This is a genomic window from Bordetella avium (genome assembly GCF_034424645.1).
In the GTDB taxonomy this organism is placed as follows: Bacteria; Pseudomonadota; Gammaproteobacteria; order Burkholderiales; family Burkholderiaceae_B; genus Bordetella; species Bordetella avium.
This window is the reverse complement of record NZ_CP139969.1, coordinates 2,373,133-2,391,875: the sequence shown is the minus strand read 5'-3', so window position 1 is coordinate 2,391,875 and position 18,743 is coordinate 2,373,133. Positions and strand designations below refer to the sequence as shown.

The window sequence follows — 18,743 nt, the reverse complement described above, 5'->3', positions numbered from 1 at the left end:
AGGCAGTTCTCAGTTTTTTTTGAACAAGGGATGAAGACTGCTGTGCTTGGCGTCGTACACCTGTCCCGGACTTTCATCAATTTGCAGCGTGATTCCGACCGGGCGTTTGGCAAGCAAGGGGTCCATTCGAGACTTGAGCACGTCAAGCAGGGTGTCTCCCACCATCTTGTGGACAGCAGTACTGCGCCCCAACCCCATGCGCAGATTGGCATAGAGAAAGCCATAGTCTCCCTGGCCATCAGCGATCGCCGAATGCGTCGCAGCATAGGCAAGCACGCGCGTGCCACCAAGAGGGAAGACTTGTTTTCCGTTCTCGTCGCGCACGCTGCCCATCGTGTCTGCCAAGGCCCGGCACAGGCCAGTAATATCGACATCGCCTTCGATGTCGGGCGAATACAGCAAGACAAGATGGGGCATCAGTGATCCCCCCTGCGGCCATATGCCGGCGACATCCCTTCCCACTGCCCGAGCAGTTCATCGCCGCCGATCGTGTTGACCAGGCTGCCCACACCCTCCACTTCGGTGACGATTTCATCGCCCACTTGGCAATCGACAACACCCTCCGGCGTTCCCGTCAGGATAAGGTCCCCCGGATTGAGCGTCATTATCGAAGACAGGTAGGCGATGAGCGACGGAATGTCGTGCACCATCTCTCGGGAGGAGCCGTCCTGGGTCAGAGTTCCATTGACCCATGTGCGAAAGCGCAGATTCATCGGATCGGGAATATCGACGGCATCGACCATCCAAGGGCCGATCGGCGTGCAGGCGTCACGGCTTTTCACTCTCAGATTGGGACGATAGAAATTTTCGAGGTAGTCACGGATGGCGTAATCATTGGCCACGGTATAGCCGCGCACGACTTCGTATGCGTGTTCGCTCGGCACGTTGCGGCAGGTCTGGCCGATTATCACGGCCAGCTCGCACTCGTAGTGCATATAGCTCACATCCGCAGGTCGACGCGTGAAACGGCGATGTCCGGTCAAAGCATTGATGCCTTTCAAGAACACCAGCGGAGCCTGCGGAGCCTGGTTAAACGCGATTTCCTTGGCGTGATCCGCATAGTTCAGGCCGAGGGCGAAGATGGTTCCAAACTCGCAAGGCGGCAGCCATTGCACATCTGTTTCCGCCAGAACGCGACCGTCGGATAGTCGTACTCCCTTGGGCGCCTCGGTGGCTGACCAGATCTGGTTTTCATAGATAACACGTGCATGCTTCATGCCAGTTCCTCCACGACAAGGGTATGACTTAGGCTGCCAAGTCCATCGACCTCGATGCGTATGCTGTCGCCTGGATAGGCAAGCGGCGCGCCTTCTGGCGCACCGAGAAGCAATACATCGCCGGGAGATAGGGTCAGAAACTCGGTGACCTCGGCAATCAATTGAGGCAGCGGCCGCACCATGTTCGACAGCGAACGGCGCATTACTTCATTGCCGTTGATGGATACGGATAACTTGGCATGAGCGAGATCGAACTGGCTGGCATCCTGCATTGGCCCGATCGGACAGAATCCATCGCGGCAGCGTTGGGCTATCGGGGGGCGGTAGTAATCCTCATGCGGCAGCGTTATGTCGCTCACCACGATATAGCCGGCAACGTAGGCAAGTGCATGCTCTGCGCTTACGCGACTTGCGGCGCGGCCGAAGACAACCCCGACCGTGGCGTCGATGCGCACCACGCCCGGTTCGACTGGGATTGCCACGGCAGCGCCTTCGCCAGCTAGCGTGTTTTGCGGTTTGATGTAGAGAATGGGCGCCTTAGGCGCGTTCTTGTAGGGGGCAAGGGAGAACGACGGCGTCATTCGCTCAACCGTTGCAGGGTCGTTAAGCAGCACGCCATAGACCGTACCGATCGCAGGGCTTGGCCTAGAAGTAGAAGTCTGAAGAGGCATCATCACGGTTACATCGATTTGGCTTCGCGGTTAGATCGCGGCGCCTTGAGTCAGAGCAGGGCGAGGCGGCCCACCCGCAGAACGCATATCCACCGCCGAGTAAGGCAAGCCTGCGCCGCAGGAAGGCGGCACATGAGTAGCTCGGGTCTCCCGAGAAACGGGTTTCTTGAGTCAGCGCAGCATCACGCCACCCCCCACTTTGGAATAGGGTGCTCGCCGAAAGACAGGCACACGTTCTTCACCTCGCAAAAGGCTTCAAAACTGAAGTCGCCACCTTCACGACCTATACCCGAATCTTTGATGCCACCGAAGGGCTGGCGTAAGTCGCGCACGTTCTGGCTGTTGATGAACACCATGCCCGCCTCAATGCCGGCAGCCAGGCGGTGCGCCTTGCCGATATCTTGGGTCCAGATGTAAGAAGCCAGCCCATACTTCACATCGTTAGCCAAACGCAGCCCTTCTTCTTCAGTCTCGAAGGGGATCAGGCATACCACTGGGCCGAAAATCTCTTCCTGGGCCACGCGCATCTGGTTATGCACATTGGTCAATACAGTGGGGCGAATGAAGTTGCCGTTCTTTACTCGTTCGGGCAGGTTGTCGGGGCGGCCACCGCCAGCCGCGACCGTCGCGCCCTCCTGACGGCCGATCTCGATGTAGCCGTTGACTTTTTCCCAGTGCGCGCGCGAGATCATGGACCCTACGTTAGTGCGTTCTTCGCGAGGGTCGCCAACTATCAGGCGATTGGCTCGCTCAGTGAACTCGCGCGCAAAACGGTCGTAGATCGACGATTGAACGAAGATGCGTGAACCTGCCGTGCAGCGTTCGCCGTTGATCGAGAAGATCGTAAACAGCGCCGCGTCGAGCGCCCGTTCGAGATCTGCATCCTCAAACACCAGCACTGGCGATTTGCCCCCTAGTTCCAGCGAAAGCCGCTTCAGCCCGGCGACGCTGGTAATCCGCTTGCCAGTGACGGTGCCGCCGGTGAAGGAAATGGTTCGCACGTCTGGATGAACCGCGAGCGCTTCGCCCGCCTCAGAGCCAAAACCATGTACGACGTTGAGCACACCCTTAGGCACTCCGGCTTCGAGAGCGATACGGCCAAGCAGGTCGGCAGTCATTGGTGACAGCTCCGACATCTTGAGTACTGCGGTGTTGCCCAGTGCGAGACAGGGCGCCACCTTCCAAGTAGCGGTCATCAGCGGCACGTTCCACGGCGAGATCAGACCACAGACACCGACGGGTTGCAGCACCGTGTAGTTGAGCATACTGCGGTCGACCGGATAGGTCTTGCCATCCAGACGCGTTGCCACTTCCGAGAAGAAATAGAAGTTGTCGCTGGCGCGGGGAATTAGCGTATGCCGGGTCTGGTGAAATGGCAGGCCGGTATCGTCAGTTTCCAGTTCCGCCAGCGTCTGCACGTTCTGCGCGATCAGATCGCCGAAGCGGCGCATGATGCGCGCGCGTTCCTTGGCAGGCATGCCGGCCCAGGCCGGAAAAGCCTGTTTGGCGGCCTCGACTGCCGCAGCGATTTCTTCTTGGCCGCCAGCGGCTACCTCAGCGAGGATTTCGCCGGTCGCCGGATTCAGGTTCTCGAACGTGCGGGGACTTTCAACCTCGCGTCCGTTGATGAGATGTTTGATCATTTTCATATTTTTCTGCCGCTTGATGCGTTTCAGTCCTTGTATGCCACCAGGTCAATCTCAATCTTCAGGCCAGGCTTAGCCAGATGCGAGATACCTACGGTGGAGCGGGCAGGCAGCGTGCCGTGGAAGAACTCCTTAAACACGGCATTCATGGCAGCGAACTCGTTCTGCATGTCGGTCATGTAAATCGTCATGCGCAGCGCCTTGTCCAGCGAGGTTCCGGCTGCCTCGAGCAGTGCCTTGATGTTGGAGAGTGTTTGGCGCGTTTGGGCATCGATATCCTCGGCAAAGGCATCGCTTACCGGGTGCTTACCCACCTGGCCAGAGACGAACACCAGGCCTCCCCAGACCAGGGCCGGCGAAAACGGCAGGCTATGTACTGCGCCGGGCAGCGTCACGGTGAGTGGGGCGTTCATCGCGTCGAACCCTCATCCATCACAGCGATCACGTCAATCTCGACCAGCAATCCGGGGCGGACCAGATGTGCAACGCCGACTGTTGAACGTGCCGGAGGCATTTCTGGGAACACCTCGCGAAACACCTTATTCATGCCTTCGAAGTCGGCAGCCATATCGGTCATGAAGATATTGGCCTTGACGACGTTACGCATCGAGGCTCCTGCGGCCTCGATGACATCCTGAAGGTTACGGAAGGCCTGGCGTGTTTGTTCTTCGATGCCGTTTCTGATCTCGCGCGTAAGCGGGTCAGAACCGGTATGGCCGGATACGTAGAGCGTATTTCCTGCGCGAACGGCAGGTGAGTACGGGCGATGCGGAAGCAGCCCGGTAGCGGGAACAATGATCTGACGAGTCATAGCAATTCAAAAATGTGAGTGTCGGGAACGGCGACGGGATCAGTCGATGTAATTCGGAATGGCAGCAATGAGGGCGGGCTGCGGCTCCAGCACCTGGCCCGTTTCAATGGACGCTACGCTCATCGACTCCTCGTACCAGCGGCGCGGAGGCGGCGGCCCCCACAGCGTCTGACGCCGCGGATTGTTGACGTTCCAGCGCACCGGATCGGCATTGCGGTCGGTGGTCATGTAATCGCCTGTATACAGTTCGAAGCGGTTGCCATCAGGGTCGCGCACGTACACGAACAGGGCATTGGAGATGCCGTGACGTGCGGGACCACGCTCGATGTTGTCCGCGTAGCCAGCGCCTGCCAGCGCATCGGCGGCGCGAATCACGCCCATTGGCTCTAGCACCGAGAAGCCGACGTGGTGCACGGCCGGCCCGTTTCCCGTCATCACTGCAATGTCATGCACGGTAGATTTGCGGTATAGCCAGCTGGCCCAGATACGCTGTTCAGGGGGGGCGGATTCTGTCAGTTCGGCAGCGTTAAAGCCCAGCTCGTTGACATACCAGTCGTAGCCCTTCTGCGCGTCGGGCGTCAGGACGTTGACGTGATCCAGCCGAGTCGGCACGCCATGACGGTGCAGATGGTATTTCTGCAGCAGCCACTCAACGGGCGCCATGCTGGCGTAATAAGCCACCGGAAAACCCAGCGGGTCCTGCACCAGCAAAGTGCGTCCTTGGGCGTAGCGCTCGCCGGCAGCGAACCAGCGAGTCGGCAGACCCATGGCGCGATGTTTCGCTTCGAGCACATCCAGATCCTGCTCGCAAGAGACCTTAAAGGCGAAGTGGTTCACCCCAGGACGCTCTGCCTTGCGCAATATCATGCAATGGTGCTCACGGTCTTCTGTTGCACGTAGATATACGGCGTTGGCGTCCCGGTCGGATTCGAACAGGCCAATGACGTCGACATAGAAATCACGGGCGCGCTCCAAGTCGGTCACCTGGAATTCCATATAGCCCAAGCGAAGAATATTGAAGGAGCCTTGTGAGGGGTTGTTCATGTCTTGAGTACCTCGTTAGAGTATTGCTGCGTTAGGTGGCCATGCAGGTCTCTACTTTCACCGCGTTCTTGCTGCATGGAAATGATTCTCCAGATGCAAGAGGTGAAGGTCTGTATCGGCCGATACATTCGCGGCCGATGCCTTACAAGGTGTAGGCTAGTGGTGACAGGCGAATGGGGATTTGTTGTTCAAGCCAGGCGCCGAGCGTCATCAGACGATCGTCACAGTAGCGTGGCGCGACGAACTGGATGCCGACCGGCAAGGTGCTGCCTTCGGGCCAGACCGGGTATGACATGGCAGGGACTTGGGCAATGTTGAAGGCTGGCGTGAACGGGTTCCAGGACATCGGATCGTTGCTGCGCCAGCCCTCGGGAGACAGGCGTCCTGCCTCGAAAGGAAGGATAGGCATGGTCGGAAGCATCAGCACATCTACGCGGTCGAACAGCTCGGCTAGCGCATTCGCATACAGGTCGCGCAGACGGCAGGCTTCCAGGAAATCGAACAGCTTCAAGCCTTCGACCGGTTTTACAAAGTCGAACAAGCCCGGATCTACTTTGCTTTGTTCCGCCTGGGGTACGCCGCGCAGTGAAGTCTCACAACCGACACGATAGAAAATCAGCGCAGTGGCCGTTGCTGCGGCCACGTCGAAATCCACGGTTTCCACGTTGAAGCCGGAGGACTCGATTAGGGCGATCGTATCGCTCATGCCGCGCCGAACTTCCTCGCAGCTCGACGCTGACCATCGGCTTGCATCCAGCACGCCGATGGTCAGCCTTTTCGCGTCATCCGATAAAGCCTGGACATCGTCCTTGATCGATCCGGTAAAGGATGTCCAGTCCTTACCAGAAGGACCTGCGGCGACACGCATCACTTCCGCGATTTCGCGCATGCTCGCCCCGATCGGTCCGGTATGCACCACTTGCGAAAAGGCAGAAGGAAGTGGGCTGGCAGGAATACGCCCAAAAGAGGGTTTGAATCCAATCAGTCCGGTAAAGGAGGAGGGAATGCGCACCGACCCGCCGGCATCGCTGCCCATCGACACACGCACCACGCCCGCCGACACCGCAGCCGCACAGCCGCCGCTGCTGCCACCGGGCGTGAGCTGGATATTCCAGGGATTGCGCGTAATACCGTAGGCGGGGCTATCGGTCACGGTTTTCCAGTTGAACTCAGGGGCGCGCGTCTTACCCAGCGGGATCATCCCAGCATTTAGCAGGCGTTGGACAAACACCGTGCTGGTTGCCTGAGGCTCTCCGCTGCTAACTGCCGATCCGCGCCGTGTCGGCCACCCTTTAACGGCCGCGAAATCCTTGACGGTCACCGGCATGCCGTCGAGCGGCCCCAAAGGCCTGCCCAAACGCCAGCGTGTTTGCGACTGGGCAGCCGCGCGTAGCGCGCGATCATGATCCAGCATTGCAAGCGCGTTGATCGACAGATTGACGTTTTCGGCGTGGCGCAATGCGCTGTAAGTGACTTCAACCGGAGAGACCTCGCCGCTTGCATACAGGGCCCGGATTTTTTCGAAAGATAATTGATGAAGCATCTGCGTTCTTGCCCTCAATGGGTTACCGTTGCTACTCAAACGGCAATGCCGAGGTAGCTCTGTACCAAGGCAGGATCGTTGGCCAGCTCGCTACCTGTCCCGCGTTTAACCACGCGTCCGACTTCGACGAGATAGCCCTCGTCAGCAGCACGCAGCGCGAGCCGAGCGTTCTGTTCTACGAGGATGACGGTCAGCTTCTCCTTGCGCTTGAGCTCGACGATGACTTCCATGATCTGCTGGACGATGCGGGGGGCCAGGCCGATGGACGGCTCGTCGAGCAGGAGCACGCGCGGCTGCGCGATCAGAGCGCGTCCGATCGCGACCATCTGCTGCTCTCCACCCGACAGAGTCCCAGCCTGCTGTTCGCGGCGCTCTTTGAGTACAGGGAAGAGCGAAAAAATGCGTTCCAGCTCGTGGTTCACATCCAGCTTGCGGCGCTTGGCGAATGCGCCCAATCTCAGGTTATCCTCAACCTTCATCGAGGCGAACAGCGCGCGTTTCTCCGGCACCAGATACATCCCGCGCCGCACCCGCTCCTCGATCGGAGCATGGCCCAGATCCACCCCGTCTAAACACACGGTTCCGCTGCGCACCGGCAAGGCGCCCATCAGAGCCTTTAGCAAGGTCGTCTTGCCTGCGCCATTGGCGCCGATCAATGTCACCATCGATCCCGCCATCACATCGAAACTGATGTTATCGACTGCGGTTACCGGGCCGTAGCCGACTGTCAGTTCCCGCACTTCAAGCACTGGGGCGTTCATGACTCGGCTCCCAGGTAAGCGGAGATGACGGCGGGGTTGCTCTGGATTTCCTCGCGATTTCCTTGTGCAAGCAGCGTGCCATGATTGAGCACGAAGATATGATCGACGCAGCCCATCACCAGCTCCATATCATGCTCAACCAGCAAAATGGCCATATGCCGCTTGTCGCGTAGTGACTTGAGCAGGGTTACCAATTGCGCTTTTTCTCCGGCCCGCAAGCCGGCTGCCGGTTCGTCAAGGAGTAGCACATCCGGACGCGACATCAGCGCGCGCGCCACTTCGACCATGCGCTGGCTGCCCAGAGGCAAGCTGCCGATCGGCCGTTGCGCCGTCTCCAGCAGGCCGACTTGCTCAAGTGCCACCCGCGCCCGCTGCGCCATGACCGCTTCTTCCTTGCGGTCCAGTCCGAGCGCGGAGCTCACGAGTCCGGCGCGGCCATCAACGTAGCCGCCTATCATCACGTTCTGTAGTACTGTGAGTTCTGGCACAAGCTTTACATGCTGGAACGTGCGCGCCATACCGGTACGGATCACATCGCGCGCTTGCGGCGGTAAAGGCTTGCCGTCGATGCGCACCTCACCCGTGGTGGCCGGCGCTACTGCGGTAATGGCGTTAAAAAGTGTGGACTTGCCCGCCCCATTGGGACCAATCAGTCCGGTGATCCGGTTCCTCAGCACGCTGATGCTCACCCCCTTGAGCGCCTGCAAACCACCGAAACGCTTCGTCACGTTATCGACGTCGATGCGCTCGATAAGCGGGCGTACATCAGCCAATTGCGGTAACTGCGCCTCTTTGTCCTCGGGCGCATCTCTCTCCCGATCACGCGGCTTTATCCAGGTAAGCAGTCCATCTGGCCAGCGCAGCAGCATCAGTATCAGAATGACACCGAACAGCATGGTTTCCATCTGTCCCGGCACCCCCAACACCTTGGCGAACAGATACTGGGCACCTAGCTCCATTAGCATGAAAGTCACCGCGCCCAGAATGGCGCCGACAGGATGCGCGACGCCACCCAGTACAACCATGATCAGGTAGTTGAAAGATGCGCCGATCGTAAACGAGGTCGGGCTTAGAAACCTCATGTAATACGCATACAAACACCCCGCTAGCGCGGCGAGCGCCGCCGACATCACGAAGACTTTCATCTTCACTGCCGGTACGTCGGCGCCGAATGCGGTGGCCATGGTGCTCTGCCCCTTGATTGCCTTCGCGATGCGGCCAACGCGTCCGCGATAGATGCGGCGATACGCGAGGTAAGTTAGCGCGACTAATACCCAAGCCACTATCGTGATGCCGCGGGTATCCAGTGTCAGGCCAAAAGCGCTAAGCGGTGGAATATCGGAGAATCCCGATGCTCCTCCGGTGATGTTGATGGCGGCCACGAAACAGACATAGATGGCCATGCCCCATGCCAGCGTGGCCAAAGGCAGTGAGTGCCCTTTCAGGCGCAGTGTGATCCGGCCGAGGAAATAGGCCACCGCCATACATAACGCCACGGAAATGGGAATGGTCAGCAAGGTGGGTACGCCAAAGTCGCGTGACAAGATGGCGCAGGAGTACGCCCCTATACCCACAAAGGCAGCGTGGCCCAGCGAAACCTGGCCGGTTCCCAGCACGAAGGACAGACCTATGCACACAAGCGCATTGATGCCTACCATGGCCAGCAAACCAACGTAGTATGTCGGGAGTTGGTTGACCAGGGCCAGGCCAATGACGGTCAGCACCATCATGATCCAGATACCGTTCTTTGAGCGCCCTGCGGCACGCCTGGAGAGAGATTCAGTGTTCATCGAGATCTTCTTGTGCATGGCGGTTGCGCCAAAGCATGATGGGAATGACTAGAGCAAATACCACGGCATCGCGATAGGAACTGCTAAGGAAAGAAGCAAGCGACTCCAGCATCCCAACAATCACCACGCCGAGTACCGAAAGCGGATAGTTGACGAGGCCCCCCATTGCCGCGCCGACGAATCCCTTGAGGCCAACGACAAACCCCATTTCGTAGTGAGCCGTAACCAGCGGGGCCAGCAGCAGCCCGCTCGCACCTGATAGCGCGGCTGCCAGGAAAAAGCTGAGGCGACCCGCCAGCACGACCGGAATGCCGCAATACTGTGCGCCTTCCCGATTGACTGAAGCTGCTCGCAATGCTTTGCCGAGCAGCGTGAAGCGGAAGAAAGCGAATAGCGCCAGCGCAGCCGAGATCGACGCCGCCATCACGAATAGCGACTGATAAGCGATATCCATGGGCCCTAAGGTCAGGCGCCCGTCGCTGATTGCAGGAACCGGGCGCGGATCTGCGCCCCATAGCAATAGGGCCAGCGGGTGCATGATCATGGAAACTCCCACGCCGATGATGACCAGGACGACTGAGCTGTTGCCAGGATTGGGTTCGACCGTGAGGCGGTAGACGATGGGGCCGAGCGATGCAACCAGCGCCAATGCAGCCAGCATCTGCAAGCCCAGTGACCCGCTCTTGCAGGCTGCTAGAGTCAGCATGGCAAGCACCGCAGCTGCTGCGGCGTATTGCCCGATGGGGCGCAGCACGCTGCGGCGGTTTAGCACCGCCTGACGCAGGTCTAAAAGAAGGCACGCTGCTCCCCCAATCGCGAGAACCCATACGATTGGGGCGATGCTGCCCTCGATGAAGCTGGCCAGTGTCAGGGCGCCGAACGCCACATACTCACCTTGGGCGATGTTGACAACGCGTGTGGTGGTAAAGATCAGCACAAGACTAATCGCTACCAGCGCGTATACCGCTCCATTGGTCAACCCGTCAGCCAGCAGAAACAATGCGGTTCTAAGGTCCATCGTGTTCACTGCCTTTGCAGAGCGAACCGGCCATCCTTCACGGTGACCAAGAAGGTGCTACGCGAATCCAAGCCCAAGTGGTCATTGGCGCTGAAGTTGAAGATACCGATTACGCCTTGATAGTCCCGCGTGTTTTCGATTTCGTCGCGCAATGCCGCACGCGCCTCGGTGAGGTTGCCGGAACGGGTCGCGTTCGGAACCTTTTTCCAGGCGTTCACCGGGATCATGACTGCGTCATAGGCTTGAGCCGCAAACATATCGGCCTTGCCTTCACCATACTGGCCATCGTAGAGCTTCACGAAATCGGCTATGGCTTTTTTGAGCGGATTGTTTTCATCCAGCTGTTGATGCACCGTCATGCCTGCCGCGCCCACGACCGCGCCCTCGACAGCACGCTTACCGACGGCCAGGAACGCGGGAGTCGGCGCTCCGCCACCGTGATAGATTGGGCCTGAGTAGCCGACACGTTTGAGTGTTTCATGCGCCAGTGCCGCCGATGGTGGAATCGCATGGAAGTAAACGGCGTCTGGCTTTTGTCGGGCCACGCGAAGCGCCTGCGGCGTGAAGTTGGTGTCACCGCGCGAGAAACGTTCGACCCCAACGACATCCAGGCCCTTAGCCTTAGTCAGGGCGTTGAACTCAATCCAGCCGCCCTCACCGTAAGAATCATCAAGACCCATGAAGGCTACGCGCTTGTAGCCGCGCTTGATCATGTCGTCCAGCGTGTAGTCGAGCATCAGGCGGTCGGTGATGGGGGTCTTGAAGGTAAATTTGCGCTCGGATGCCGGCTCAATTACCGTCGCCGCTGCGGCCAGCGAAATATTAGGTATCCGCTCCTGATCCACGATCTTGTTGACGGCCATAGATGCCGGGGTCGTCGTGCAACAGATAACGATATGTGCCTTGTCTTCCTGCGCCAGTTTCCTCACGGCATTGATGGCCTTTGTTGGATCAGAGCCATCGTCGTACTTGATGAAGCGGACCTTAAAGGGCAGGGAGGTATCGGCCTCAAGTTTCTGTTCCAGCATGTTGATTGCCGAAACTGCTCCAGCCGCAATAGCAGAAGCGCCACCCGTGACAGAGTTCACTGTTCCGATGCGGAGCTCGGGGCGGCTGTCTGCAACGGCTGCCAGCGGAATCATGAGGGTCAGTCCTGCTGCAGCCAGACAAGAGCGAAGAGTTTTCACGAAGTACCTCCCGTAGGTTGATCGATCCGACCAGTGTCGGTCTCGCGAATTCTCCCTCTTCCCGAACGAACTCAATGTATCCAGCGATACAACGGAACTTGAATCTCGACCAGGGTAATCCCACCCCTAGCGCAAAAGCCTCGTCGCCAGAAGTAGCGTCTTCTCGTCGAAGCGTTCTACTGCATGAAGAACTCCAGATTCACAGATAGCCACATCTCCCTGGCCATCGAGCAGGTGCAGGCTGGTTTGACAGTGCCGGGCTGATAGCGGGAGCTAAGGGCAGAATGCCGACGTCGAACGGTTCAAGCGGACCGTGGCTGGTTGTTTCACTATCATTGGGGCGATCCGGACTGCGCGCAGGGGAGTGATCCTGCGCGCGAGCGCCCAAATGCGGCACTGGGCGGATGCACTCCAACACAGCGCTAGGCCATGGCCGCGTAGCGCTCTTGCTGCGGGTAATCGCTGAGGGCTTGCCCATACGCCCACGCATGGCATACGACCCTCGCTTAGAGGTGGCTTTATACAAGTCGCTCATTGAGAGCGGCAGTCAAGTGCGGCAGGCTGCCATAGCCGATGAGATATCAAGACCCCGAAAGGGGCTGGGCATAAGATCACCCCTATTGGGGTGCGGAGCGCTGAACCGCCATCTGTATTCAGCACTCATCCACTAGAAGTGGGGGTTTACTAAGCGGTTGAATCCGCATTCCGGGCAGGGTTGCGATCTTCCTCCGTTTAGAGGTCATGAGATCTTGCTGCCCGTTTTAAAACGATAGAGCCTGTTCCCATCTGCAGACGCCCCTCGCGCTTCAACCTTTGTAGTGCTCGAGTAACCGTTACACGTGACAGATTTGTCAGGTTTCCGATCTGTTCATGGGTAAGGTTGATGCGTAATACAGGATTAACGGCATCGATTCGGTCGGCGTGTGTTTCCGCCATTTGTTCTAGAAGAATCAGGATGCGCTGCTCTGGAGACTCAAACACGGCTTGATGCAGGCGTGCTACGGCTTGCCGTTGTTTAATGCTTAAGGCATAGATCAAGGATGCCGCGAAACGTGAACTCTTCTGAATATACTCCTCTAGTTTGTTTGCCTGAAACCGCAGAAGTTCAGAGGCTTCCAGCGTACGTGCTGCGGAATAGCGGGGCAGCGCGGTGAAAGCAGCAGCCTCTCCGATTAAACTGCCTGGCCCCATAATATTGAAGGTCGATTCCTGGCCATTAGATCCAATGTTTGAGACATAAACTTTGCCAGATACGAGCACATAAAAGCGGTAGTCTATTTCTCCTTGGGAGTAAAGGTATTGGCCTTCGAGAAAGTGAACCCTCTCCCCCAATCCTGATTCTAGGAGGTGTGTAATGAATTCGCCACGAGGCATCCAGGTTTCAGAGGTCATGTTGCGCGTATGCTGGCCGGTGCATTAATTTGTCTGCTCCGGCATTATTTAATAAAGCAAACAAATTTCTAATTTGTACGTCAGTTTTTTGGTTAAGCGACTCGATTGAAAATAGTGGAATTTCACCGTAGACGCTTTGCAAGCCTCAGCCTTGCTATATGAATCTGTTCCGTAAGTTATCCAGGCAAGCTATCAACGGGAAAACTACAACGTCATCCTCAAAGCGCCAGGCTTGATAAGTGTATGGCTGGATAGGCGTAGCCTGAAGCTTTTTTGATGTGGCCATTTCGATTTAAAAAAAATAGTGCTGCAATGGCATGGCTTGCTTGGCCAGTACGGGACTTCAGTAGGGGCGACAACTCGGTTTGAATGTTCATGTGTCTGATACATCCAGTCAAGATGGTAGATCTACTGGGGTATTGGACGGAGATGACGCTTGTTGAGGCGGGCTGGTGGAAATGCAAAAAGCACGCCCATGAGAACCGTCGGCCATGGCGCAGTTTGCACATTGCTCTTGACGCCAGGACGTTGCAGATTCGAGCTATCGGTATGGCTTGGAACCAAGGGTATTGCCCAAGTGAAAACCTGCTCACCTCACCATTGAGGGAATGGACGATGAGCATGCAGACGGCATCAAACGCCAGACAGCCAAGCGCAAGCATGCGCAGAAGTTGGGCAACACTTAGGGTAAGACGATGGCGGCGGAGGCTGGCATGCGGTGTTTCCCGCTGTGCACGCCAAACCGCTGAAGTCGCCGCCAAAAAATCGATCTCAGGTTGGCCGTCTCATCAGGGTGATGATTGAAGTGTCGCCGTTGTTGGGCTGGCGGCGCATCTATGGAGTTCGACAGGAACACGGTGCCGCGCAGGTTGCCCTTGCTGTAGTGGCAGCGCTTCATTGGCGTCGGGCCCTGGTATCCAGGCGCGGTACGGTTTGGTTTAAAACGCCGGGCCTGCAGCCGGCCGATGCGCGGGGAGTTACGCCGTAGGCGGTTCGGTGAAGTCGAACTCCGCACCGATTTCGCGCATTTTTTCCACAACTCGCGCCAGTTCGGCGGGGCTCAAGGCAAGTCGGGCGGCAAGATGGAACAGATTGGGGTAGGGCATTTCTCGCGGAGTTGATCCGCCTGTGTACTTTCGCCAATGTTGCTCGCCCACGCAGGCGAGCTCAGCCATTTGTTTGCCGGTGTAGTCAAGTGCAGTCTTAAGGGCTTGGAGTTGGGCGGGTGTCGGCGCCGTGTAGGTCATCGTAGTTTCCCTTTTGGTGGACTGCTGTTTTATCCGATTACCCGTTTTACGAGGGCTGCGCCGGTGGCGTACGCTGCGGTAATAAGAAGGATGTTGGCTCGTTTGCGTATCATTTTGGCGGCATCCTCACGCGCCCACATGCTGATTTCCGTGACGCAAGGTGCTTTCAGCATGACTCCCGGCCGTTAATTGCAAGTAGGCTTTTGCGTGCCGCCCGTGACGATCCGCCAATTTGCGGCCGCAGCCTTCGAAAACCGCCGTGCGCCATCCTTAGAGGGGGGGGGCAAAAACTGACCAAGCGAGCCAAACAGCGCGCAAAAAAAAGCCAACTTTTAGAGTTGGCCTTTTCTAAGTGCTTGATATTGCTTGAGAATTTGGTGGAGCCGGGGGGAATTGAACCCCCGTCCGCAAGCCCTCCGCAGTCAGTTCTACATGCTTAGTTGATCTATTTGGATTTAACCCCGGACTTAGCCGATCAACGGGCCGGACCGAAGCGATTCACGTAATTTAAGCCTGAACCGTGTGACCCCAGCGCAGACCGATTCCTTGTGAATAACACTGCTGCGGTTCAAGGGTTGCCCCTTTAGGCGATGGCTCCCTTACGGGAGTTGCTTCCTCCGCCTGACCCAAGGACAGATCAGTGCAGCGGCTCACCGCTTAAGCGGCGAGAGCGAAACGCTCGTCGTTGGCGTTTGTATTGTTTCCAGTGGTTTTACGAGCGTACTGGTGCTCGACATGCCCTGAACTGTTTCATGACCCACGTCGAATCCGGATCGGCCCCGAGTGAACTTTCTATTGTACGTGATTAGGGGACATGCCGCCAGGCATCAATGCATGGCGTGGATATGGGGGGAGGAATCGATGGGGGGGCGGTGGCGTGAGCGGATCATGAGGCCTGCGGCGAGCAGGAGCGCGGCGGCCAGGATCAAGGCGGAGGACCAGCCGAGGTCGCTGAGACTCAGGCGCTCGATGACGCCGCCGCCCACGACGGCGCCCAGCCCGATGCCGATGTTGGCGCCGGAGATGTTGAGCGAGGCGGCAAAGGCGGGGGCCTGGGGGGCGGATTTCATGACGCGCACATGGCAAACGATGAACAGGGCGGCCTGTGCGATGCCCCAGACCCCGAGTGTGAGAGCCAGCGCGATGTGGGCCTGCATGGCCATCGTGATGACGGCGAGGCTGGCGGCCATCAAGGCGGTGAACAGGGAGGTAGTGCCCAAGGGGCTTTTATCGACCAGTCTGCCGCCCAGTGTGTTGCCGACGATGCCGATGGCGCCAAAGCCCATCATGCTCCAGCCCACGATGCGGCCGTCAAAGCCGGCCAGGCGCTCGAGCATGTCGGCCAGATAGGTGTAGGCCGTGAACATGCCGGTAAAGATCAGCACCGAGAGCAGCACATTGCCAACGACGAAGGGGTCGCGCAGAACGCGTAACTGGGTGGTAAAGCGCAGGCCGGTATTGGCGACGCGGATGGCGGGGAAGGTCAGGGCAAGAAGGATGGCCTTGGCAAAGGACACCCCGGCCAGAATGCCGAAGGCAGCGCGCCAGCCGAAGGCATCGGAAATCAGTACGCCGATAGGGATGCCGAATACGGTGGCCGCGACGATGCCGAAGGCCACCATGGAGATGGCGCGGCCGGCGTGCGCGGGGCCGACCAGTTCGACAGCGGTGGCGCTGGCCAGGGACCAGAACACGGGCAGCGCTAGCGCCGGGATGAAGCGTGCGATGGCCATGATCCCGATATTGGGCGCGAGTGCGGCTACGACGTTGGAGAGCCCGAAGAGGATGAGTACGCCCACAAATAGGCGTTTGCGCTCGATGTTGGTGGCGAGTGCGGTGAGGAAGGGGCCGGCGCTTGCCACGGTAAAGGCGAATAGCGATACCAACAGACCGGCCTGGGAGACCGTAACCTGCAGGTCACGCGCCATCGGCGGCAGCAGGCCGATGATGAGGAATTCGGTGGTCAGGATGGTGAATCCGGCCGCCGATAGCAACAGAATGGGCAATAGCATGGATATCCAGCACGCCTAAGGCGTGAGATGACGGGCTTGGAAAGGCAAAAACTTGGGGCGCGTGAACGGAGCTGGGCGCATGTGGCGCCGGCGAGATACGCACATTGTGCGGTGCAAAGGCGGCGTGATAAAGATGCCGCGTTTGTCAGGACTGGTCGGTCGAGCGGGATAATCGGGGCTTGCGCCCCGTGCGCAGCTTAGGGGCGCAAATCCTGCGGCAGCAGGGCGGCGATGGCTTCCCAAAGCGCCAGTGGCGAATCGACCAGGCGCTCCGCCTGCCAGTGGGAGGCATCCTCGCCGTCGCCGTCGCCGACGTAGCCGTAGGCGGCGGCAATGGCGGGCATGCCGGCGGCGTGCGCGGCCTGGATGTCGCGCAGATCATCGCCGATATACACGCACCGGTCAGTTGTGTAGCCCGCCTGCTCGGCGGCATGCAACAGCGGCAGCGGGTGCGGTTTGGCATGCGCCGTGGTGTCGCCGCAAACCAGTACGGCGCTGTGCCTAACCAGATCCAGGTGCTCGACGATGGGTAGGGTGAGGTGGGTGACTTTATTGGTGACGATGCCCCATGCCAGCCCCTGAGCCTGAATATGGTTCAGCAAATCGGCAATGCCAGGAAAAAGCCGGCTTTGCTGCGTCGAGCCTTCGGCATAGTCGGCGAGGAACTGTAGGCGGGCTGGCTCGTAGTCAGCATCGCCGGGTTGCAGGCCGAGCGCCACTCGCAGCAGGCCGCGCGCACCTTGCGAGGCAAGCGGACGCAGGGTTTCGTAGGGCAGAGGGGCCATGTCGCGGCGGATGCGCTGGCGGTTGGCCGCCGCCACCAGATCGGGGGCGGTGTCGGCCAGGGTGCCGTCGAAATCGAACAGGATCAGTGCGCTCATTTGCGGGTTGCCATCAGATAGTTGACCGAAGTGTTGCCCGACAGCGAGTAAATCTGCGTGATGGGGTTGTATTCCATGCCGCGCATGCCCGAGGGTTCCAGGCCGGCCTGGCGTGCGCTGGCGGCCAGTTCGCTGGGTTTGATGAAGTGCTCGTAGCTGTGCGTGCCGCGCGGCAGCAAGCGCAGCACATATTCGGCGCCGATAATCGCAAACAAAAAGGATTTGGGGTTGCGGTTCAGGGTCGAGAAAAATACCCAGCCTCCCGGTTTGACCAGCGCGGCGCAGGCGCGCACGACGGAGTTGGGGTCGGGTACGTGTTCCAGCATTTCCATGCAGGTCACGATGTCGTACTGGCCGGCTTGTTCGGTCGCCAGTTCTTCGACGGGCACGGCGCGGTATTCCACTTTGACGCCGGACTCCAGTCCATGCAAGCGAGCGATTTTGAGGGATTTTTCGGCTAGATCGATGCCGGTAACGTCTGCGCCGGCCTGGGCCATCGCTTCGGAGAGGATGCCTCCGCCACAGCCGACGTCCAGCACCCGGCGTCCTTGCAGGCTGCCCGCGAGCTCCTGTATCCATTCCAGCCGCAGTGGGTTGATGGCGTGCAGAGGCTTGAATTCACTCTCCGGATCCCACCAGCGTGCGGCCAGGGCGCTGAACTTGTCCAGTTCGGCCTGGTCTACGTTAATGTTGGGGCGAGAGGCAGAGTTAGCAGTGGTCATAGGCGGCGAGGTGGGCGGACGAAAAAAGGGCCTCGCTAAGCGAGGCCCTTTTATTGTACCGACTCGTGCAGCAATTACTTGCGGCTACCGACGATTTCGATTTCCACGCGACGGTTACGGGCGCGGCCTTCGGCGGTCTTGTTGGAGGCGATCGGGTTCAGCTTGCCCTTGCCTTCCGTGTAGATACGGTTCGGATCGATGCCCTTGCTCACCAGGTAAGCCTTGACCGAAGCGGCGCGGCGCTCGGAAAGCTTCATGTTGTAGGCTTCGGTACCGATCGAGTCGGTGTTACCGACGGCGATGATGGTTTCGAGATCGATCGCGCGAGCTTGCTGCGCGACTTGATCCAGCAGCTGACGGCCTTCGGGCTTCAGCGTGGACTTGTCGAAGTCGAAGAAGGTGTCAGCGTTGAAGACCACCTTGGCGGCCATCGGGGCGGGCTTTTCCTTCGGTTGCTGAGCAACCGGGACGCCGTCGCAGCCGGGGATGCCGGTGGCCGGGGTCCAGAAGGCATCGCGCCAGCACAATTCATTCGTGCCGTTCTTCCAGACGTTGCCATACGGATTGCGCCAGTTGTCCACGGTCTGAGCCGAGGCAACACCAGAGGCCGTAACGGCGGCGAAGGCAAGCGCCAGAGCGAATTTGGAGGGTTTGTTCATGTTTCTCCTCGTTGAGCTTGAAGCTGGATAAGTGACTCGCAGCGAACCCCCGCCGCATATCAGGAAAACGGGGCCAGTATAGCAACGCTCCGAACAGGTTCAAAGGGCCACCACTGGGTCTCCTGCGTGCTGGAAACAATCT

Annotated in this window: 18 protein-coding genes, 1 other RNA gene and 1 pseudogene; 1 reads left to right on the top strand and 19 read right to left on the bottom strand. The window is 58.8% G+C overall.

The window, feature by feature from the left end; genetic code table 11:
* Positions 1-9: 9 nt before the first annotated feature.
* The 13 genes from U0029_RS11105 to U0029_RS11045 all read right to left on the bottom strand — a co-directional run bounded on the left by U0029_RS11105 (position 10) and on the right by U0029_RS11045 (position 13,080).
* Positions 10-417 carry a 5-carboxymethyl-2-hydroxymuconate Delta-isomerase gene (locus U0029_RS11105; RefSeq protein ID WP_012416942.1) on the bottom strand — a complete coding sequence of 136 codons (408 nt, stop codon included), beginning with the start codon at positions 415-417 and terminating at the stop codon, positions 10-12.
* Complete coding sequence (locus U0029_RS11100; RefSeq protein ID WP_114851870.1) at positions 417-1,217, bottom strand: fumarylacetoacetate hydrolase family protein; 801 nt, start codon at positions 1,215-1,217, stop codon at positions 417-419. Before U0029_RS11100 ends, U0029_RS11105 begins: the two co-directional genes overlap by 1 nt.
* The gene (locus U0029_RS11095; RefSeq protein ID WP_236824214.1) at positions 1,214-1,891 is read right to left on the bottom strand and encodes a fumarylacetoacetate hydrolase family protein; all 678 of its coding nucleotides are present in this window, start codon (positions 1,889-1,891) and stop codon (positions 1,214-1,216) included. Before U0029_RS11095 ends, U0029_RS11100 begins: the two co-directional genes overlap by 4 nt.
* A gap of 179 nt (positions 1,892-2,070) precedes the next feature.
* A complete protein-coding gene (gene hpaE / locus U0029_RS11090) occupies positions 2,071-3,531 on the bottom strand; it encodes a 5-carboxymethyl-2-hydroxymuconate semialdehyde dehydrogenase (protein ID WP_162790339.1) in 1,461 nt (486 codons plus the stop codon).
* Positions 3,532-3,560: 29 nt separating this feature from the next.
* On the bottom strand, positions 3,561-3,947 hold the full coding sequence (locus U0029_RS11085; RefSeq protein WP_114851872.1) for a RidA family protein: 387 nt from the start codon (positions 3,945-3,947) through the stop codon (positions 3,561-3,563).
* Positions 3,944-4,345, bottom strand: a complete 402-nt coding sequence (locus tag U0029_RS11080) for a RidA family protein (RefSeq protein WP_114851873.1) — start codon at positions 4,343-4,345, stop codon at positions 3,944-3,946. The genes U0029_RS11085 and U0029_RS11080 overlap by 4 nt, the downstream gene beginning before the upstream one ends.
* Positions 4,346-4,384: 39 nt before the next feature.
* Positions 4,385-5,389, bottom strand: coding sequence for a 3,4-dihydroxyphenylacetate 2,3-dioxygenase (hpaD, locus tag U0029_RS11075; protein ID WP_114851874.1), 1,005 nt, complete (start codon positions 5,387-5,389; stop codon positions 4,385-4,387).
* A gap of 142 nt (positions 5,390-5,531) precedes the next feature.
* Positions 5,532-6,932, bottom strand: coding sequence for an amidase (locus tag U0029_RS11070; protein ID WP_236824215.1), 1,401 nt, complete (start codon positions 6,930-6,932; stop codon positions 5,532-5,534).
* 35 nt (positions 6,933-6,967) lie between these two features.
* Entirely contained in the window at positions 6,968-7,693 is a 726-nt protein-coding gene (locus U0029_RS11065; protein ID WP_114851876.1) for an ABC transporter ATP-binding protein, read from the bottom strand.
* The gene (locus tag U0029_RS11060; protein WP_114851877.1) at positions 7,690-9,483 is read right to left on the bottom strand and encodes a branched-chain amino acid ABC transporter ATP-binding protein/permease; all 1,794 of its coding nucleotides are present in this window, start codon (positions 9,481-9,483) and stop codon (positions 7,690-7,692) included. The genes U0029_RS11065 and U0029_RS11060 overlap by 4 nt, the downstream gene beginning before the upstream one ends.
* On the bottom strand, positions 9,473-10,501 hold the full coding sequence (locus tag U0029_RS11055) for a branched-chain amino acid ABC transporter permease (protein WP_114851878.1): 1,029 nt from the start codon (positions 10,499-10,501) through the stop codon (positions 9,473-9,475). Before U0029_RS11055 ends, U0029_RS11060 begins: the two co-directional genes overlap by 11 nt.
* A 5-nt stretch (positions 10,502-10,506) precedes the next feature.
* Complete coding sequence (locus tag U0029_RS11050; RefSeq protein WP_127812180.1) at positions 10,507-11,688, bottom strand: ABC transporter substrate-binding protein; 1,182 nt, start codon at positions 11,686-11,688, stop codon at positions 10,507-10,509.
* A gap of 732 nt (positions 11,689-12,420) precedes the next feature.
* On the bottom strand, positions 12,421-13,080 hold the full coding sequence (locus U0029_RS11045) for a Crp/Fnr family transcriptional regulator (protein WP_012416955.1): 660 nt from the start codon (positions 13,078-13,080) through the stop codon (positions 12,421-12,423).
* Between the two features lie 447 nt (positions 13,081-13,527).
* Between U0029_RS11045 and U0029_RS11040 the strand changes: the two are divergent.
* Positions 13,528-13,641, top strand: a pseudogene (locus U0029_RS11040) (IS5/IS1182 family transposase); the annotation flags it as partial.
* Between the two features lie 416 nt (positions 13,642-14,057).
* Here U0029_RS11040 and U0029_RS11035 read toward each other — a convergent pair.
* From U0029_RS11035 to ompA, 6 genes are all read right to left on the bottom strand, one after another.
* Positions 14,058-14,327, bottom strand: coding sequence for a helix-turn-helix domain-containing protein (locus tag U0029_RS11035; RefSeq protein WP_114851880.1), 270 nt, complete (start codon positions 14,325-14,327; stop codon positions 14,058-14,060).
* 375 nt (positions 14,328-14,702) lie between these two features.
* Positions 14,703-15,108: a transfer-messenger RNA gene (ssrA, locus tag U0029_RS11030) on the bottom strand.
* A 46-nt stretch (positions 15,109-15,154) separates the two neighbouring features.
* Positions 15,155-16,339, bottom strand: a complete 1,185-nt coding sequence (locus U0029_RS11025) for an MFS transporter (protein WP_012417024.1) — start codon at positions 16,337-16,339, stop codon at positions 15,155-15,157.
* 197 nt (positions 16,340-16,536) lie between these two features.
* Complete coding sequence (gph, locus tag U0029_RS11020; protein ID WP_114851881.1) at positions 16,537-17,220, bottom strand: phosphoglycolate phosphatase; 684 nt, start codon at positions 17,218-17,220, stop codon at positions 16,537-16,539.
* The gene (gene ubiG, locus U0029_RS11015; protein ID WP_012417026.1) at positions 17,217-17,942 is read right to left on the bottom strand and encodes a bifunctional 2-polyprenyl-6-hydroxyphenol methylase/3-demethylubiquinol 3-O-methyltransferase UbiG; all 726 of its coding nucleotides are present in this window, start codon (positions 17,940-17,942) and stop codon (positions 17,217-17,219) included. Before ubiG ends, gph begins: the two co-directional genes overlap by 4 nt.
* Positions 17,943-18,016: 74 nt before the next feature.
* Positions 18,017-18,601: an outer membrane protein OmpA gene (ompA, locus tag U0029_RS11010; protein ID WP_012417027.1), complete on the bottom strand. Its 585-nt coding sequence runs from the start codon at positions 18,599-18,601 to the stop codon at positions 18,017-18,019.
* Positions 18,602-18,743 lie beyond the last annotated feature (142 nt).

Bases quoted from the DNA above. Each gene is read 5' to 3' on its own strand.
- U0029_RS11060 (WP_114851877.1), bottom strand. From the start codon at position 9,483: ATGAACACTGAATCTCTCTCCAGGCGTGCCGCAGGGCGCTCAAAGAAC.
- U0029_RS11035 (WP_114851880.1), bottom strand. From the start codon at position 14,327: ATGACCTACACGGCGCCGACACCCGCCCAACTCCAAGCCCTTAAGACT.
- U0029_RS11055 (WP_114851878.1), bottom strand. From the start codon at position 10,501: ATGGACCTTAGAACCGCATTGTTTCTGCTGGCTGACGGGTTGACCAAT.
- ubiG (WP_012417026.1), bottom strand. From the start codon at position 17,942: ATGACCACTGCTAACTCTGCCTCTCGCCCCAACATTAACGTAGACCAG.
- hpaE (WP_162790339.1), bottom strand. From the start codon at position 3,531: ATGATCAAACATCTCATCAACGGACGCGAGGTTGAAAGTCCCCGCACG.
- gph (WP_114851881.1), bottom strand. From the start codon at position 17,220: ATGAGCGCACTGATCCTGTTCGATTTCGACGGCACCCTGGCCGACACC.
- ompA (WP_012417027.1), bottom strand. From the start codon at position 18,601: ATGAACAAACCCTCCAAATTCGCTCTGGCGCTTGCCTTCGCCGCCGTT.
- U0029_RS11025 (WP_012417024.1), bottom strand. From the start codon at position 16,339: ATGCTATTGCCCATTCTGTTGCTATCGGCGGCCGGATTCACCATCCTG.
- U0029_RS11105 (WP_012416942.1), bottom strand. From the start codon at position 417: ATGCCCCATCTTGTCTTGCTGTATTCGCCCGACATCGAAGGCGATGTC.
- U0029_RS11095 (WP_236824214.1), bottom strand. From the start codon at position 1,891: ATGATGCCTCTTCAGACTTCTACTTCTAGGCCAAGCCCTGCGATCGGT.
- U0029_RS11085 (WP_114851872.1), bottom strand. From the start codon at position 3,947: ATGAACGCCCCACTCACCGTGACGCTGCCCGGCGCAGTACATAGCCTG.
- U0029_RS11080 (WP_114851873.1), bottom strand. From the start codon at position 4,345: ATGACTCGTCAGATCATTGTTCCCGCTACCGGGCTGCTTCCGCATCGC.
- U0029_RS11045 (WP_012416955.1), bottom strand. From the start codon at position 13,080: ATGACCTCTGAAACCTGGATGCCTCGTGGCGAATTCATTACACACCTC.
- U0029_RS11065 (WP_114851876.1), bottom strand. From the start codon at position 7,693: ATGAACGCCCCAGTGCTTGAAGTGCGGGAACTGACAGTCGGCTACGGC.
- hpaD (WP_114851874.1), bottom strand. From the start codon at position 5,389: ATGAACAACCCCTCACAAGGCTCCTTCAATATTCTTCGCTTGGGCTAT.
- U0029_RS11070 (WP_236824215.1), bottom strand. From the start codon at position 6,932: ATGCTTCATCAATTATCTTTCGAAAAAATCCGGGCCCTGTATGCAAGC.
- U0029_RS11100 (WP_114851870.1), bottom strand. From the start codon at position 1,217: ATGAAGCATGCACGTGTTATCTATGAAAACCAGATCTGGTCAGCCACC.